This is a genomic window from Kitasatospora sp. NPDC056531 (assembly GCF_042794375.1).
GTDB lineage: Bacteria > Actinomycetota > Actinomycetes > Streptomycetales > Streptomycetaceae > Kitasatospora.
Genome location: NZ_JBHTTU010000002.1, coordinates 218951 through 235112, shown reverse-complemented (window position 1 = coordinate 235112; position 16162 = coordinate 218951). Strand labels below are relative to the sequence as shown.

13 protein-coding genes are annotated in these 16162 nt (G+C 72.6%); 7 read left to right on the top strand and 6 right to left on the bottom strand.

Going from position 1 to position 16162, the window contains the following annotated elements:
• The first annotated feature begins 38 nt into the window (after positions 1-38).
• Positions 39-419, top strand: a complete 381-nt coding sequence (locus tag ACFQ87_RS03710; RefSeq protein WP_380608920.1) for a phage holin family protein — start codon at positions 39-41, stop codon at positions 417-419.
• A 187-nt stretch (positions 420-606) separates the two neighbouring features.
• Positions 607-1149 (top strand): NUDIX domain-containing protein, encoded by a 543-nt coding sequence (locus ACFQ87_RS03705; protein WP_380608919.1) that lies wholly within the window; start codon positions 607-609, stop codon positions 1147-1149.
• Here the strand turns inward: ACFQ87_RS03705 and ACFQ87_RS03700 are convergent, their stop codons facing one another.
• From ACFQ87_RS03700 to pdhA, 4 genes are all read right to left on the bottom strand, one after another.
• Entirely contained in the window at positions 1150-2826 is a 1677-nt protein-coding gene (locus ACFQ87_RS03700) for a globin domain-containing protein (protein WP_380608918.1), read from the bottom strand.
• 293 nt (positions 2827-3119) lie between these two features.
• Positions 3120-4472: a dihydrolipoamide acetyltransferase family protein gene (locus ACFQ87_RS03695; protein WP_380609124.1), complete on the bottom strand. Its 1353-nt coding sequence runs from the start codon at positions 4470-4472 to the stop codon at positions 3120-3122.
• A 5-nt stretch (positions 4473-4477) separates the two neighbouring features.
• Positions 4478-5440, bottom strand: coding sequence for an alpha-ketoacid dehydrogenase subunit beta (locus ACFQ87_RS03690; protein WP_380609123.1), 963 nt, complete (start codon positions 5438-5440; stop codon positions 4478-4480).
• Positions 5441-5523: 83 nt separating this feature from the next.
• Positions 5524-6663 (bottom strand): pyruvate dehydrogenase (acetyl-transferring) E1 component subunit alpha, encoded by a 1140-nt coding sequence (pdhA, locus tag ACFQ87_RS03685; RefSeq protein WP_380608917.1) that lies wholly within the window; start codon positions 6661-6663, stop codon positions 5524-5526.
• Positions 6664-6812: 149 nt separating this feature from the next.
• On the opposite strand from pdhA, the gene ACFQ87_RS03680 reads away from it, so the two are divergent.
• Entirely contained in the window at positions 6813-7274 is a 462-nt protein-coding gene (locus ACFQ87_RS03680; protein WP_380608916.1) for an Lrp/AsnC family transcriptional regulator, read from the top strand.
• 140 nt (positions 7275-7414) lie between these two features.
• Here the strand turns inward: ACFQ87_RS03680 and ACFQ87_RS03675 are convergent, their stop codons facing one another.
• Entirely contained in the window at positions 7415-8002 is a 588-nt protein-coding gene (locus ACFQ87_RS03675; RefSeq protein ID WP_380608915.1) for a TetR/AcrR family transcriptional regulator, read from the bottom strand.
• Positions 8003-8149: 147 nt separating this feature from the next.
• Here ACFQ87_RS03675 and ACFQ87_RS03670 point away from each other — a divergent pair, with 147 nt between their 5' ends.
• The 3 genes from ACFQ87_RS03670 to ACFQ87_RS03660 all read left to right on the top strand — a co-directional run bounded on the left by ACFQ87_RS03670 (position 8150) and on the right by ACFQ87_RS03660 (position 12903).
• The gene (locus ACFQ87_RS03670) at positions 8150-9415 is read left to right on the top strand and encodes a hypothetical protein (RefSeq protein ID WP_380608914.1); all 1266 of its coding nucleotides are present in this window, start codon (positions 8150-8152) and stop codon (positions 9413-9415) included.
• 150 nt (positions 9416-9565) lie between these two features.
• A complete protein-coding gene (gene paaN, locus ACFQ87_RS03665; RefSeq protein WP_380608913.1) occupies positions 9566-11266 on the top strand; it encodes a phenylacetic acid degradation protein PaaN in 1701 nt (566 codons plus the stop codon).
• Between the two features lie 149 nt (positions 11267-11415).
• The gene (locus ACFQ87_RS03660) at positions 11416-12903 is read left to right on the top strand and encodes an FAD-dependent monooxygenase (RefSeq protein ID WP_380608912.1); all 1488 of its coding nucleotides are present in this window, start codon (positions 11416-11418) and stop codon (positions 12901-12903) included.
• Positions 12904-12962: 59 nt separating this feature from the next.
• On the opposite strand, the gene ACFQ87_RS03655 is transcribed toward ACFQ87_RS03660, so the two are convergent.
• Entirely contained in the window at positions 12963-13529 is a 567-nt protein-coding gene (locus ACFQ87_RS03655) for a CGNR zinc finger domain-containing protein (protein ID WP_380608911.1), read from the bottom strand.
• 255 nt (positions 13530-13784) lie between these two features.
• Between ACFQ87_RS03655 and ACFQ87_RS03650 the strand changes: the two genes are divergently transcribed.
• Positions 13785-15941 carry a protease pro-enzyme activation domain-containing protein gene (locus tag ACFQ87_RS03650; protein WP_380608910.1) on the top strand — a complete coding sequence of 719 codons (2157 nt, stop codon included), beginning with the start codon at positions 13785-13787 and terminating at the stop codon, positions 15939-15941.
• Positions 15942-16162 lie beyond the last annotated feature (221 nt).

Sequence of the window (16162 nt, the reverse complement as noted above, 5' to 3'; positions counted from 1 at the left end):
CTTCCCCCCGGGCTGGGCGCCTGCCAGGCTTGGGCGGCATGAAGGGTTTCGTCATCAAGACACTGATCAACGCGGCGGCCATCTGGGTCGCCGCCTGGATAGTCAGCGGCATCCAGCTCGGTGAGGGCAAGGCCGACTGGCAGCACAAGGCCCTGACGGTGCTCGCCGTCGCCGTGGTCTTCGGCCTCATCAACTGGTTGATCAAGCCGGTGGTGAAGCTGTTCTCGCTCCCGCTGTTCATCCTCACGCTCGGCCTGATCACCTTCGTGATCAACGCCCTGATGCTGCTGCTGACCTCCTGGGCGTCCACCAAGCTGTCGCTGGACTTCCACGTGGTCAACTTCGGCTCCGCACTGGTCGGTTCGCTGATCATCAGCCTGGTCGCCTGGGGCCTGCACCTGGCCCTGGACGACGACTGACCGCCGCCGTGCACGGACCGAAGCGGTCCGTGCGCGGATGCGGAAGGGGCCCGTGCCCGGGTGGCTCCACCCGGTCCGGGCCCCTTCGTCGTTCGGAACCCCGAACGGATGCACCCGGCCGGTCGGCGTTTCGATCCCCGCCCGGTGCGGGAGACTCCCGCACAACGCTCCAGCCCCGGAGGTCACCATGGGCCCCGACAACCGAACCCCGCCACCGCGCCCGGTCGTCAAGCGCACGGCCCGGGCCATCCTGCTGGAGCTGGACCCGGCCGATCCGCACGGCCCGGCCTCGATCGTGCTGATCCGGCGGGTCCGGCCCGGGGCGCCGCACCCGTACTGGATCACCCCCGGCGGCGGGGTCGAGCGCGGCGACCGGACGGTGGTCGACGCGCTGCACCGCGAGGTGGACGAGGAACTCGGCGGCAAGGTCGTGGACGTGGTGCCCGCCTTCGTCGACACCATCAGCCACACCCACCACGACGACGGCACCCTGCTGCACCCGCACGGGGTCAAGGTGCAGCACTTCTTCGTCTGCCGGCTGGCCTCGATGGACCTCAGCCGCCGGCACGGGCCCGAGGTGTCGGACCCGAACGGCGAGTACGAGGTGGTCCGGCTGCCGTTCACCCGCGAGGGCGTGACCTCGGTGAACGTCGTCCCGCCCAAGCTGCGGGCGTACCTGGCGGCCAACATCGAGGGCATCCGCGCGCTCCTCGCACCCGACCTGGGGTGATCACCGGGAAGCCAGGTCGCCCACCAGGTCGTGCCGGATCCGCCCGGCCGGCACGCCCGCCCGCAGCAGCGCCTCGACGCCGCGGCGGACCATCGCGGGCGGCCCGCTGAGGACCGCGTCGCGGCCCGCCCAGGAGCCGAACCGACCCACCACCTCGGGAAGTTCACCGGTCAGCGCGTCCTCGGCCGGCCCGGTGCCGGACAGCACCGGGCGCACGGTCAGCCAGGGGTTGCGGGCGGCCAGCTCGCGCAGCCCGTCCAGCTCGTACAACTCGGCGGCGCGGCGGGCCCCGTAGAACACCTCGACGCTGCGGCCGGGCACGCCGTACTCGGCCGCCTCCTCGACCAGGGCGCGGATCGGCGCGATGCCGGTGCCGCCGCCGAGGCAGAGCAGATCGACACCGGCGCTGTGGTCGACGGTCATCGCGCCGGCCGCCGGGCCCAGCCGCAGCACGTCCCCGGGCGCGGCCCGGTGCACCAGCGCGTTGCTCACCCAGCCCGCCTGGACGGCCTTGACGTGGAAGGTCAGCAGCCCGTCCGGGCGGGGCGCGGCGGCGAAGGAGTAGTGCCGCCAGACCCTCGGCCACCAAGGCGTCTCCAGGCTGCAGTACTGGCCGGCCCGGAACGGGTACGCCTGGTCCGGGCGGACGGTGACCACCGCGACGTCCCGGGTGCGGCGCTCGTGCCGGACCACCTCACCCTGCCACCAGGGCGGCGAGGTGCGGGCGGCCTCCTCGGCGGCCTCGATCATGATGGTCGAGATCAGCCGGTAGGCCCGGCGCCAGGCCAGCTCGGTGTCGGCGTCCCAGCGGCCGCCCGCGTACTTGGCCAGCGCCTGCACCAGACACTCCCCCACCGGCGCGTAGTGGCCGGTCAAGGTGCCGTAGCGGCGATGGCCGCGGCCGAGCGCGCTCAGCCCGGCGCGCAGCGCCGCCGGGTCCTCGGCGCCGCGGGCGGCGGACAACAGGGCACGGAACAGCCGGTCGCGCTGGACGTCCATGGCGGCCGGGAAGAGCGAGCGGACCTCGGGGTGGTGCAGGAAGAGCAGCGCGTAGAAGTGCGCGGTGGCCCGGTCGGCGACCGGCTCGACCACCGCGAGGCTGGCCCGGATCAGCTCGATGTCCCGTGCGGTCAGGGGGAGCTCGGCGGCGGGGCTGCTCTGCGTGGCGCCGATCCGTGCGGCGCCGATCTGTGCCGCGCCGATCTGCCCGGAGGGGAGTTCGGCCGGGAGGTGCCGGGCGGGTGGCTGCGCGACCCATGCCTCGCTCCAACTGTCGCCGGGTCCAGCCCAGTTGAGACTGGGAGCATCGGCGAACAGGGGCTGGAAGGCGGGGGAGGTGCCGGTGGTCGAGGGTGGCTCGGGGTAGCTCGGCGCGGGAACGATCGGCGGCTGGGCGGGCGGGTCCGGGATCACCGGGCGGACGGGCGCCGGGCTCAGCACGGGCGCGGCCGGCTCCGCGAGGCCCGTCAACGGCGGCAGGACGGCCGTCGGCGCGTCCGCCGCGACCAGCGGAGGGAGGTCCGGTGGGTCCAACGGCATCGGCGGCCGGACGGACTGCGCCTCGATCGGGCTCTCCGCCACCGCCGGTCCGGGCGGCAGCTCCGGCAGGCCCGGGACGGAGGCGGCCCCTGCCGAGCCGTGCCTGGTGCGGATCAGGAGTGTTCTGCGGGACTTCACCGCTACGTTTCGAGTACCCAAGAGAATCGTTTCGCCTCCGGCCGGCCTGCGCCACCACCTGGCTTGTCTCTGCTGACGCCTAGGCAGCGTGGCACGCCCGAACTGCTCATCCGACGAATCACGCGAAGCCCGGACACCCGGCCCGGGGACGCGCTACTCTCGCTCGATCGGCGGTCGCCCTGAGTGCCGAGCAGCACACCCAGGGCGACCCCTCCCTGACCAGGCCCGCCGACCTGATCAGATCCGTCTGCTCACAGCCGTCTGCTCACAGCCGCCCGCTCACAGCTGCCCGCTCACAGCTGCCGCAGCAGCATCCCCGGCTGCTCGACGCAGTCCGCGACGAAGCGCAGGAACCCACCGGCCGTCCCGCCGTCGCAGACCCGGTGGTCGAAGGTGAACGACAGCTGCGTCACCTCGCGCACCGCCAACTCACCGCCGTACACCCAGGGTTTGGCCACGATCCGGCCGACCCCGAGCATCGCCGCCTCGGGGTGGTTGAGGATCGGGGTGGAGCCGTCCACGCCGAACACCCCGTAGTTGTTCAACGTGAAGGTGCCGCCGGTCAGTTCGGCCGGGGTGAGTGAACCCTTGCGGGCCGCCTCGGTCAACCGGCCCAGCTCCTCGCCGAGTTGCTCGGTGCTGCGGGCGTGCGCGCCCCGCACCACCGGGACGACCAGGCCGCGTTCGCCCTGCGCGGCGAAGCCCAGGTGCACCGCCGAATGCCGGACGATGCCCGAACCGTCCTCGGTCACACTGGAGTTGAGCTCGGGGAAGCGCGCCAGCGCGACCGTGCAGATCCGGGCCAGCAACGCCAGCACGCTCACCTTCGGACCCGGCGTCGCGTTCAACTGCCGCCGCAGCGCCATCAGTTCGGTGGCGTCGACATCCACCCAGCAGGTCGCGGCGGGGATCTCCCGGTGGCTGCGGCTGAGCTTCTCGGCCACCGCCTTGCGCAGTCCGCGCAGCGGGACGACACCCTCCTGAGCCGCCGGAGCGACGGCGGGCGCGGCGGGCGTCGGAGCCGCCACCTTGGCCGCGACCGCCCGTTCGACGTCCGCCCGCATGATCAGCCCGTCCGGCCCGCTTCCGGCGAGCGCGGCCAGATCGACCCCCTGCTCCCGGGCCAGCCGCCGCACCAGCGGCGAGATCACCGGCACCACGACCGGAGCGACCGGAGCGGCAGGAGCCGGAGCAGCTGCGACCGCAACCGGCACAGCAGCAACCGGCACAGCAGCAACCGGCACAGCAGCAACCGGCACAGCGGCGACCGGTGCCGGAGCCCCGACCCGACGCCGCCGCCCGCCCTTGCTCTCGACGACCCCGTACCCCACCAACGGCCGCTCGACCTCAGCGGCGAGCGCGGCGGCCGGCGCCTCGGGAACAGCCCCCTCCGTCGGCGCCGCCGCGACCGCGACCGTCACCAGCGGCGCGCCCACGGCGATCTCCTCGCCGAGCTCGCCGTACCGCGCGGTGACCACCCCGCCGTACGGGCAGGGCACCTCCACCACGGCCTTGGCCGTCTCGACCTCCACCACCGGCTGGTCGACCGCGATCACCTCGCCGACCTCGACCATCCAGCGGACCACCTCCGCCCCGGTGAGTCCCTCACCGAGGTCGGGCAGCCTGAACTCCCGCACGACGGGCATCATCCTCAGTCCTCCCACTGCAGCCGGGCGACCGCGTCCAGGATCCGGTCCACCCCGGGGAGGTGGTGGTGCTCCAGCATCGGCGGCGGGTACGGGATGTCGAAGCCGGTGACCCGCACCACGGGCGCGGCCAGGTGGTGGAAGCAGCGCTCGGTGACCCGCGCGGCGATCTCCGCGCCGGTGCCGCCGAAGCCGCTCGCCTCGTGCACCACCACGGCCCGGCCGATCGAGCGCACCACGCGGGTGACCGTCTCGTCGTCGAAGGGCACCAGGGTGCGCAGGTCCAGCACCGCGAGGTCCCAGCCCTCGGCCTTCGCCGCCTCGGCCGCCTCCAGGCAGACCGGCAGCGAGGGGCCGTAGGTGATCAGTACGGCGGAGGTGCCGGTGCGCCGCAGCGCGGCCCGGCCGATCGGCTCGACCGGCGCGGCCGGGTCGAACTCGGCCTTGCCCCAGTAGAGCCGCTTGGGCTCCAGGAACACCACCGGGTCGTCGGAGGCGATCGAGGCGCGCAGCAGCCCGTACGCGTCCGCCACCGTCCCCGGGGTGACCACGTGCAGGCCCGGGGTGCTGGTGTAGTAGGCCTCGGAGGCGTCGCTGTGGTGCTCGACGCCGCCGATGCCGCCGCCGTAGGGGATGCGCACGGTGATCGGCAGCGGGAGCCTGCCCGCCGTGCGGTTGCGCATCTTGGCGACGTGCGAGAACAGCTGTTCCAGCGCCGGGTAGGCGAAGGCGTCGAACTGCATCTCGACCACCGGGCGCAGTCCGTACATCGCCATGCCGATCGCGGTGCCGAGGATGCCGGCCTCGGCCAGCGGGGTGTCCAGGCAGCGCTCGGGGCCGAACTCGGCGGTGAGCCCGTCGGTGATCCGGAAGACGCCGCCGAGCTGGCCGACGTCCTCGCCGAGCACGTGCACCGTCGGGTCCTCGTGCATGGCGTCCCGCAGTGCGGAGTTGAGCGCCTGCGCCATGCTGGCGGTACGGGCACCAGAGGGGTGCCGCGCAGCGGCTCGGCCAAGGGTGGGGGTGGGAGACGGGTGGGAGGCGGTGGACATCAGTGCTGCACCTCGGCCTCAGCGGCCAGCTCGGCGGACAACTGGGCGGCCTGCTCCCGCAGTTGCGGGGTGGGCTCGGCGTAGACGTGGGCGAACAGCGTCATCGGGTCGAGCTCCGGGTCGGCGTGGAACTCGGCCCGCATCCGGGCCGCCAGCGCCTCCGCCTCGTCCGCCGCCTCCTGCACCAACCGGTCGTCCAGCACGTCGAGTTCGCGCAGTGCGCGCTCCATCAGCAGGATCGGGTCGTGCTCCCGCCAGGCGGCCACCTCGGGCTCGGTGCGGTAGCGGGTGGCGTCGTCGGCGTTGGTGTGGGCCTCGATCCGGTAGGTCAGCGCCTCGATCAGGGTCGGGCCCTCGCCGCTGCGGGCCCGCTCGACCGCCTCGCCGAGCACGGAGTGCAGCGCGGGAGCGTCGTTGCCGTCGACCAGCCGGCCGGGCATGCCGTAGCCGACGGCCTTGTGGGCCAGGCTGGGCGCGGCGGACTGGGCGCTGAGCGGGACGGAGATGGCGTAGCCGTTGTTCTGCACCAGGAAGACCACCGGGGCCCGGAGCACGGCCGCGAAGTTCAGCGCCTCGTGGAAGTCGCCCTCGCTGGTGCCGCCGTCGCCGAGCATCGCCAGCGCGACCACCGGCTCGCCGCGCAGCCGGGCGGCGTGCGCCAGTCCGACGGCGTGCGGCGCCTGGGTGCCGAGCGGGGTGCAGAGCGGGGCGGTGCGGCTGGCGCGCGGGTCGTAGCCGGTGTGGGCGTTGCCGCGCAGCAGGGTCAGCGCCTCCAGCGGGTCGACGCCCCGGGAGACCACGGCGAGGGTGTCGCGGTAGCTGGGGAAGAGCCAGTCGCGCTCGCCGAGCACCAGCGCGGCGGCGACCTGGCAGGCCTCCTGGCCGGTGGAGGCGGGGTAGACGGCGAGGCGGCCCTGCTTGGTGAGGGTGGTGGCCTGCTGGTTGTAGCGGCGGCCGACCACCAGCCGGCGGTAGAGCTCGCGCAGCAGCGCCGGGTCGTACTTCTCCAGCGCGGGGGTGCCGAGCACCCGGACGGGGGAGACGTCCGGGAGGAGCGGGGCCGGATCGGTGCGCGGGGCGGTGGCCCCGGGCAGCCAGCCGGGCACCGCGGTGTGGTGTCTGTGGTCGAGAACGGTCATCTCGGGGCACCTCCTGGGGTGGCGGGGGCTCCCTACCGATTGTTCGGTCGTCTGTTCATCTTGACCAGAACCGTGACAAGGTGGTGGACATTCGGCCTGTGCGGGGGTCGACTGGTGGCAGTGCGTCCAATCGGTGAGGGTGGGGGGTCATGTCGGCTGAACAGATGTCCAGACTCGACCGGGTCGACCGGTCGATCCTGCGGCTGCTGCAGCAGGACGGTCGCGCCTCGATCCGCTCGGTGGCCGAGCGGGTCCACGTGTCCCGGGCCAATGCGTACGCCCGGATCTCCAGGATGGTCGAGGACGGCATCATTCGCGGCTTCACTGCCAGGGTGGACCACGAACGGGCCGGTCAGGGCGCGTCCGCGTACATCACCCTGAAGATCGTCCAGAACTCCTGGCGCACCGTGCGCGAGCAGCTGCTGGGGCTGCCCGGGGTCGCCCACATCGCCCTGGTCGGCGGGGACTTCGACGTGCTGCTGCTGGTGCACACCGCCGACAACCACGCCCTGCGGGAGCTGGTGCTCAACCGGATCCAGTCCATCCCACAGGTGCTTGGTACGCGAACCATGCTGGTGTTCGAGGAGACCGACCAGGTGCCTCCGGATTAGGCGCCCCCTGATTAAGGCGCCCTTCGCCTCCGGGGCGCTCTGACCCGGTGCCGACGGTCGTCGCTCCGGCGCTCGTTCCTCGCTGGTCGCTCCTCCCTTTCGGCACCGGCGCGCCCCTTCGGCTCAGCGCGCGCGAGCCGTCAGGTGCGCGCCCGCAGCCCGTCGAAGGCCAGGTGCACCACCGCGTCCGCGACGCCGTCGGCCGCCTTCAACCCCGGCCGGTACCACTCCACGATCGAGTTGATCATCCCGAACAGCAGCCGGGTGGCCAGCCGCGGCTCCACGTCCGCGCGCAGCGCGCCGTCCGCGACCGCCGCCCGCAGCAGCTCGGCGACCTGGTGGTCAAAGTCCCGTCGGCGCTCCAGCGCCCACAGCTCGGTGGCCGTGTTGCCGCGCACGCGCAGCAGCAGCGTCACGTACGGCAGCTCCTCCAGCAGCACCTCGGCGGTGCGCCGCACCACGTGCTCCAGCCGCTCCACCGCAGGCCCCTGCACCGCGGCCGGCTCGGCCAGGATCGCGAACAGCCCGTCCAGCGCCCGCCCCACGGCCAGCCGCAGCAGCTCCTCCTTGCCGCGGACGTGGTGGTAGATGGAGGACTTGGAGATCCCGGCCGCCCGGGACAGGTCCTCCATCGAGGTGCCGTCGTAACCGCGCTCGTTGAACACGTCGACGGTCACCGCGAGCAGTGACTCGACGGTGTAGGCGGTGCGCGTGGTGTGATCGGCCATCCTCCGAGTATCCCCGGCCGTCCCGGACCCCACGCGATCGGGTCGGTCGGTCCGTGCCGGACCGCTCGGTCCATGCCCGGCCGGGTACCGACCGCCTAGACTTCGGCGGACGATCGTCCACGTCCAGCAGGCTGGGGTCCACCGCTGATGAACGCAATACCGGCAGTCTCCTCCGACGTGCCCGAGCAGCGCAGCGAGGAGCCGGAGGGCGTCCCGGACACCTGGCAGGAGCGCGCCCGCGCGCTGGTGGTCCGCTTCGGCCCGGCCGTGTGGTGCTATGCGGTGCTCAAGCTGATCGGCTTCACCGTGTTCATGAAGCTGCTCTCCTTCGCCGGGGACTACGCCAAGAAGCCGGCCCGGTTCGGCGGTGGCGCCAACACCTGGGACGTGCTGGCCAGCTGGGACGGCTGGTGGTACCAGCAGGTCGCGCAGTTCGGCTACCACCCGGCACTGATCCCGGTCCCGGGCGGGCAGCCCGGCTTCTCCATCGAGCAGAACTCGGCCGCCTTCTTCCCGCTCTACCCGGGCCTGATGCGGCTGACCTCGGACGTCACCGGGCTCGGCCTGTACGGCGCCGGGATGTTGGTCTCGGTCCTGGCCTCGCTGTTCGCCGCCGCCGGGATCTACGCCGTGGTGGAGAAGATGTCCGGCCCCCGGGCGGGCGTGATCGCCGCCGGGATCTGGGCGATCGCCCCGGGCTCGGGCGCCGAGTGGGCGGTCTACTCGGACTCCCTGTTCGTCGCGCTGGCCGCCTGGGCCTGCTACTTCGTGATGACCAAGCAGTGGGTCACGGCCGGAGTGATCACCCTGATCGCCGGGCTCAACCGGCCGACCGCGGCGGCGCTGATCGGCGCGGTCGGCCTGGCCGCGCTGGTCGAGCTGTACCGGCGGGAGAGCCGCGTGCTGCGCCCGCTGGCGGCGATGCTGCTGGCCCCGGTCGGCCTGCTCGGCTACGTGGCCTGGGTGGGCTGGCGGACCGGCGAGTGGGGCGGCTACTTCCGGCTGCAGCACGACGCCTGGCTGCACTACTTCGACTGGGGCCAGGGCACCTGGCACTCGATCCGCGGCGTGCTGCTGGGCCGTAACGACTACCCCTTCGCCTTCCCGGTGCCGGACCTGCTGGCCACCCTGATCGTGTTCAGCCTGCCGGTGCTGATCGTGCTGCTGATCCGGCTGCGCCCGCCGCTGGTGCTGACCGCCTACACGCTGGCCACGATCGTCTCGGTGCTCGGCAGCCTGGGCATCTTCGGCAACGTCTCGCGCTATCTGCTGCCGGCGTTCCCGCTGTTCATCGCGCTCGCGGTGGGGATGCGCAAGCTCAGCTGGCCGGTGCTGGCCGCCGTGCTGGGCACCGGCGCGGCCGCCTCCGGCTGGTACGCCGGGTACGTGCTCTTCGAGCTCGGCGTGCCGTAACCACGACGCGTACGAAGCAGCAGGGGGCGCGTCCGCCGAGGACGCGCCCCCTGCTTTTCTGTCGGGATCCGACCCCTGCACCCTCTTGAGCCGACCGATCGTTCGGTTACTCTGTGAGGTGTCCCGTCCTCCCCTCTGAGGAGCGCACAGATGTCCGCAGCGGTCACCCACCCCCTCGTCAGCGAGCTGGTCGAGCGCCACCAGGCCACCCTGGACGCCGCGCTCGCCGCCGCCGCGAAGCGCGACTACTGGTCCCCGTACCCCGAGTTCCCCAAGGCCTACGGCGAGACCGGCCCGGCGGACGGCAAGGCCGCCTTCGACGCCCTGCTCGGCAGGCCCTTCGCCATCGACGGCCACCCCACCGACGGCGACCAGGTCGGCGGCGAGGCCTCCCCCTACGGCGTCGAGCTGGGCATCACCTACCCGCACGCCGACCCGGACGCGCTGATCGCCGCGATGCGCGCCGCCCAGCCCGGCTGGGCCGCCGCCGCCCCGCTGGAGCGCGCCGCCGTCTGCCTGGAGATCCTGCACCGGATCAACGCCCGCTCGCACGAGTTCGCCCAGGCCGTCATGCACACCACCGGCCAGGCCTACGGCATGGCCTTCCAGGCCGGCGGCCCGCACGCCCAGGACCGCGGCCTGGAGGCCGTCACCTACGCCTACGCCGAGCAGACCCGGCTGCCCAGGCAGGCCGGCTGGACCAAGCCGCAGGGCAAGCGCGAGCCACTGGTGATGACCAAGGAGTTCACCGTCGTGCCGCGCGGCCTCGCGCTGCTCATCGGCTGCAACACCTTCCCCACCTGGAACGGCTACCCGGGCCTGTTCGCCTCGCTGGCCACCGGCAACCCGGTGCTGGTCAAGCCGCACCCGCGGGCCGTGCTGCCGCTCGCGCTGACCGTGGCGATCGCCCGCGAGGTGCTCGCCGAGGCCGGCTTCGACCCCAACCTGGTCTGCCTCGCCGCCGAGCACGAGGGCGGCACCGTCGCCCAGACCCTCGCCGTGCGGCCCGAGATCAAGATGATCGACTACACCGGCTCGACCACCTTCGGCGACTGGCTGGAGGAGCACGCCAAGCAGGCGCAGGTCTACACCGAGAAGGCCGGCGTCAACGCGGTGGTGATCGACTCCACCGACGACTACAAGGGCATGCTCGGCAACCTGGCCTTCGCGCTCTCGCTCTACAGCGGCCAGATGTGCACCACCCCGCAGAACCTGCTGATCCCGCGCGGCGGCATCGGCACCGACCAGGGCGACAAGTCCTTCGACCAGGTGGTCTCCGACCTCGCCGCCGCCATCGAGGGCCTGCTCTCCGACGACGCCCGCGCCGCCGCCGTCCTCGGCGCCGTGGTCAACCCGGGCGTGCTGCAGCGCTCGGCCGCCGCGGCCGGCGGCGAGTACGGCGAACTCGCCCTCGCCCCACGCGCGGTGACCTCGCCCGACTTCCCCGGCGCGACCGTCCGCACGCCCGCGCTGATCAAGCTCAACGCCGACAAGCCGGACGACCGCTCGGTGTTCCGCAGCGAGTGCTTCGGCCCGGTCTCCTTCGCCGTCGCCGTCGAGTCCACCCCCGCCGCCGTGGAGCTGCTGCGCACCACCGTCCGGGAGAAGGGCGCGATGACCGCCTCCGGCTACACCACCTCGCCCGAGGTGGAGGCCCTGCTGGTCGAGGCCGCGCTGGACGCCGGCGTCTCGCTCTCGCTCAACCTCACCGGCGGCGTCTACCCCAACCAGACCGCCGCCTTCTCCGACCTGCACGGCACCGGCGCCAACCCGGCCGCCAACTCGGCCTACTGCGACGGCGCCTTCGTCGCCAACCGGTTCCGCACGGTGGAGATCCGCCGGCACAGCTGAGCCGGCGCACGGGCGGTACCCGGTCCCCCGGTGGTCATCGGCCACCGGGGGACCGGCGGTTCACAGCGATCGTCGGGCCCGGGATGATGGAGGCTGGGAGAACGCCGGGAACGGCGTCCAACCGCCCTCTGAACAACGGGAGCTGATACATGGCCGTGAAGCCGACGACCGAGACCGACGTCGTCATCGTCGGTGCCGGACCGACCGGACTGCTGCTGGCCGGCGACCTCGCCGCCGCCGGAGTCGGCGTCACCGTCCTGGAGAAGCGCACCGCCGAGTCCAACCTGACCCGCGCCTTCGCCGTGCACGCCCGCAGCCTGGAGCTGCTGGACGCCCGGGGACTGGCCGACGAACTCATCGCCACCGGCCGCCCGCTCGGCTCGCTGCGGATGTTCAACCGCGCCGTGATCGACCTCAGCGCGCTGCCCACCCGCTTCCCGTTCGTCCTGATCACCCCGCAGTACAACGTCGAACGGCTGCTCCAGGACCGCGCCGAGAAGGCGGGCGCCACGATCGTGCGCGGCGCCGAGGTCACCGGCCTGCGTCAGGACGCCGAGGGCGTCACCCTGGAGACCCGCGACGGGCAGACCCACCGCGCCCGGTACGCGGTCGGCACCGACGGCGTCCGCTCCGCGGTCCGCGACCTGCTCGGCATCCCGTTCCCCGGCGAGGCCGTGGTCGAATCCGTGCTGCTGGCCGACGTCCGGCTGGAGCGCGAGCCCGCCGACGCGATCGCCGTCGGCGCCAACAAGAGCGGCTTCTCCTTCGTCGTCCCGTTCGGCGACGGCTGGTACCGGGTCATCGCCTGGGACCGCAACGCGCATTACGCCGACGGCGCCACCCCCACCCCCGAGCAGCTCACCGCGATCGTCCTGGCCACCCAGGGCGAGGACTACGGCCTGCACGACGTGCGGTGGAGCTCCACCTTCCACAGCGACGAGCGCCAGGCCCCCAACTACCGCTCCGGCCGGGTCTTCCTGGCCGGCGACGCCGCCCACTGCCACTCCCCGGCCGGCGGCCAGGGCATGAACACCGGCCTCCAGGACGCCGCCAACCTCTCCTGGAAGCTCACCGCCGCCCTCCAGGGACGGACCACCGACGCGCTGCTGGACACCTACCAGACCGAGCGGCACCCGGTCGGCAAGACGGTGCTGCGCTCCTCCGGCGCGCTGATCCGGATCGCCCTCGCCGAGTCCGCCCCCACCCGCGCCCTGCGCGGGGCGCTCACCGCGCTCGGCAGCCACCTCGACCCGCTGAGCGAGCGCGGCGCCCGGCTGGTCTCCGGCATCGAGGTCTCCTACCCGGCCCCCAAGGGCGCCCACCCGCAGGTCGGCAAGCGCGTCCCGGACCTGCGGCTGACCGCGCTGAGCAAGCCCGAGGAGGGCGCCCCGGCCGGTCCCGAGCGGCTCTACGAGGCGCTGCGCGCCGGGCAGTTCGTGCTGGTCAGCAATGACGAGCTGGCCGCCGCCGAGCCCTGGGCGGACCGCATGGTCTGCGCCGCCCCCGCCGACCCGCACGGCAAGCTGGCCGACACCGTCCTGCTGATCCGCCCGGACGGCTACGTCGCCTGGGCCGCCGTCGACCCCGGCCAGGGCGAGCTGAGGGACGCCCTCACCACCTGGCTGGGCGCGGTCTGACACGCGGTCGGCGGGTGCGGCACCTCACCGCATCCGCCGACCATTCGTTCGGTCGTCCCTTAACCCCGCGCCTTCACATAGTGCCGCGCCGCCTTCGCCCGGTTCCCGCAGACCGCCATCCGGCACCACCGCCGGCGGCCGTTCTGCGAGGCGTCGAAGAAATGCAGAATGCACGCCTCGTGTGCGCACTGCTTCACCCGGTGCGCGCCCTGCCCGAGCAGCGTCAGGAAGTCGTCCGCCGCCAGCCAGGGCGCCAGCCACTCCGGCCGGTCGGCCTCCACCCGGTCCTCGGCCCCGCCCGGTCCGGCCGTCCGCCGGATCCTCCCGTGCGCCAGCACCGCATCCAGCCCTTCGCGCGCCCGTAGGCTCAACTCGCTCTGGTCACGGGCTTCCTGGGCGGCCAGCCGGATCGCCTCGCGGGTCTCGCGGATCGCCGCCAGCCCGGCCTCGTCGGCCGCGCAGCGCCCGCTCAGCCCGTTGCTGGAGAGCCAGATCCCGTACTCCTCGACGCCGGTGAGCAGGTCGTTGACGGGCGTCCCGGCCCAGCGCGTGTTGAGCAGGTCGAGCGCGAGCGGCTCGCCGGTCAACGGTCGGGGGTCCCTCGGGTCTGCCGTCACGTCAGTCATCCCTCTCCCTCGGCTCCGCCCGATTCTACGTCCGCGCCCGGTACCACGAATTGGTATGGACCGGTGCCGGAATTCCGGCCATTCACTGTATGGAACCACCTTCCTTCCAGGGCTCCACAGTTGACTGTTTTTTAGCAACCAATTACTTGATCATGATCCAATCAACGGACTTGTTCTGTCATGTTCTAGCCAGCGTTCTACCCCGGAACGCCCTGGCCCCTTGCCGGCCCCCACAGCCGGCCAGAGGAGGATCCGTTGCGCCCCCGCACCCTTGCCCTCGCCGCGGCGATAGCCGTCCTGCCGCTGACCGCCGTCTCGCTCGGCGTCTCCACCGCGCAGGCCGCCCCCGCCCCACGCGTCGCCCTGCCGAACACCGTGAACCCCGCGGTGGCCCACTCGGAGAAGAAGGGTGACGTCCCGGCCGAGCAGCAGATCTCGGTTGCCGTCAGCCTGAAGCTGCGCAACGCCGACGCCCTGGACCGCTTCCTCACCGCGGTCACCACGCCCGGCTCGCCGCAGTTCGGCGCGTACCTGACGCCGGAGCAGTTCTCGGCCCAGTTCGGCCCGGCCCAGCAGGACGTCGAGAAGGTCAAGGCCTACCTGACCGCCCAGGGCCTGACCGTCGGCGACGTCAGCGCCAACCGCCAGGTGGTCAACGCCCACGGCACCGCCGCGCAGATCTCGCAGGCCTTCGGCACCCACGAGAGCTCCTACGTCGACCCGCAGCTGCAGCGCGCGTTCTTCGCCAACGACGGCGCCGCCTCGATCCCCGCCGACCTGGCCACCGTGGTCCAGGGCGTGAGCGGCCTGGACAACCACGCGGTGCGCAAGACCCACCTGGCCAAGCCCAACGCGGTCACCCCGAGCGCCGCCACCGCCACCCCGAGCGGCATGAGCCCGGCCCAGTACACCGGCGCCTACAACCTGAACAAGACCGGCGCCGACGGCACCGGCACCACGGTCGCCCTCTGGGAGTTCGACGGCTACAAGTCCTCGGACCTGACCACCTACGACTCGCAGTTCGGCCTGACCGGCCCGGCCGTCTCCACCGTCTCGGTGGACGGCGCCAACTACGACTCCGCGCCCGGCCAGGGCCAGGGCGAGGTCGAGCTGGACAGCGAGATCGTCCGCGGCGCGGCCCCCAAGGCCACCCAGCTGATCTACGAGGCCCCGAACAACGACCAGGGCGAGATCGACATGGCCAACAAGATCGTGGCCGACAACAAGGCCTCGGTCATCTCGATCTCCTGGGGCTCCTGCGAGCCGGACACCACCGCCGCGTCGATGACCGCGGTCGACAACGCCTTCAAGCAGGCCGCCGCCCAGGGCATCTCGATCTTCTCCGCCTCCGGCGACGACGGCTCGCGCGACTGCACCCGCTCCACCAGCGGCTCGACCGTCAAGGCCGTCGACTTCCCGGCGTCCAGCCCGCACCAGACCGGCGTCGGCGGCACCAACCTCAAGGTCACCAGCAGCAACACCTACTCCTCGGAGAGCGCCTGGAGCACCGCCGGCGGCGGCGTCTCCACCGTGTTCAGCAAGCCGAGCTGGCAGACCGGCACCGGCGTCAACGGCACCATGCGCACCGTGCCGGACGTCGCCTCCAACGCCGACCCGCAGAGCGGCTTCTCGATCTACACGGCCGGCGCCTGGCAGGTCTACGGCGGCACCAGCGCGGCCGCGCCGCTGTGGTCCGGCTACGCGGCCCAGTTCAACCAGAAGGCCAAGGCCGCCAGCCAGCCGGTCCTCGGCGAGGCCAGCCCCCGCCTGTACTCGGTCGCCAACAGCAGCAACTACGGCAGCACGTTCCACGACGTGACCACCGGCGCCAACCAGGACTTCTCCGCCAAGGCCGGCTACGACCAGGTCACCGGCTGGGGCTCCCCGGTCGCCGACGCCCTGACCACCGCCCTGCTCGGCGGTAGCAGCGGCACCACCCCGCCGCCCACCGGCGGCTGCACCGCCGCCCAGCTGATCGGCAACGGCGGCTTCGAGACCGGCACCGCCGCCCCGTGGACCACCTCCTCGGGCGTCATCGACAACAGCGCCTCGGAGCCGGCCCACTCGGGCAGCTGGAAGACCTGGCTGGACGGCTACGGCAGCACCCACACCGACACCCTGTCGCAGACCGTCACGGTCCCGACCAGCTGCGCCTCCGCCACCCTCACCTTCTGGCTGCACATCGACACCGCGGAGACCGGCAGCACCGCGTACGACACGCTGACCCTCCAGGCCAACAACACCACGCTGAAGACCTGGTCCAACGTGAACGCGGCCGCCGGCTACGTCCAGCAGACGGTGGACCTGACCTCCTTCGCCGGCCAGACCGTGACCCTCAAGTTCACCGGCACCGAGGACGGCTCCAACCAGACCAGCTTCGTGATCGACGACGTCGCGCTGAACGTCAAGTGATCACCGGCCGGTAGCTCCACCGAACAGCACCACCGAGACCCCCGCCGGGGCGGCGCCGAGAGGGCCCGCCCCGGCGGTGTCCGTTTCCGTCCCGGTTCGCGCCTTCCGCCCTCCCGGGTTCCGGTCGTGTTTCCGAACTGTTTCAAGATCGATAACCATCTGGTCGACCTGTCGTGACCACTGTCATACGCGCGACTGATGACGTAGCCTCTCGACCGTGC

What these genes read in the sequence shown, in the direction of transcription:
- ACFQ87_RS03710 (WP_380608920.1), top strand. Translation starts at nt 39, where the DNA reads ATGAAGGGTTTCGTCATCAAGACACTGATCAACGCGGCGGCCATCTGG.
- ACFQ87_RS03705 (WP_380608919.1), top strand. Translation starts at nt 607, where the DNA reads ATGGGCCCCGACAACCGAACCCCGCCACCGCGCCCGGTCGTCAAGCGC.
- ACFQ87_RS03695 (WP_380609124.1), bottom strand. Translation starts at nt 4,472, where the DNA reads ATGCCCGTCGTGCGGGAGTTCAGGCTGCCCGACCTCGGTGAGGGACTC.
- ACFQ87_RS03690 (WP_380609123.1), bottom strand. Translation starts at nt 5,440, where the DNA reads ATGGCGCAGGCGCTCAACTCCGCACTGCGGGACGCCATGCACGAGGAC.
- pdhA (WP_380608917.1), bottom strand. Translation starts at nt 6,663, where the DNA reads ATGACCGTTCTCGACCACAGACACCACACCGCGGTGCCCGGCTGGCTG.
- ACFQ87_RS03680 (WP_380608916.1), top strand. Translation starts at nt 6,813, where the DNA reads ATGTCGGCTGAACAGATGTCCAGACTCGACCGGGTCGACCGGTCGATC.
- ACFQ87_RS03675 (WP_380608915.1), bottom strand. Translation starts at nt 8,002, where the DNA reads ATGGCCGATCACACCACGCGCACCGCCTACACCGTCGAGTCACTGCTC.
- ACFQ87_RS03670 (WP_380608914.1), top strand. Translation starts at nt 8,150, where the DNA reads ATGAACGCAATACCGGCAGTCTCCTCCGACGTGCCCGAGCAGCGCAGC.
- paaN (WP_380608913.1), top strand. Translation starts at nt 9,566, where the DNA reads ATGTCCGCAGCGGTCACCCACCCCCTCGTCAGCGAGCTGGTCGAGCGC.
- ACFQ87_RS03660 (WP_380608912.1), top strand. Translation starts at nt 11,416, where the DNA reads ATGGCCGTGAAGCCGACGACCGAGACCGACGTCGTCATCGTCGGTGCC.
- ACFQ87_RS03655 (WP_380608911.1), bottom strand. Translation starts at nt 13,529, where the DNA reads ATGACTGACGTGACGGCAGACCCGAGGGACCCCCGACCGTTGACCGGC.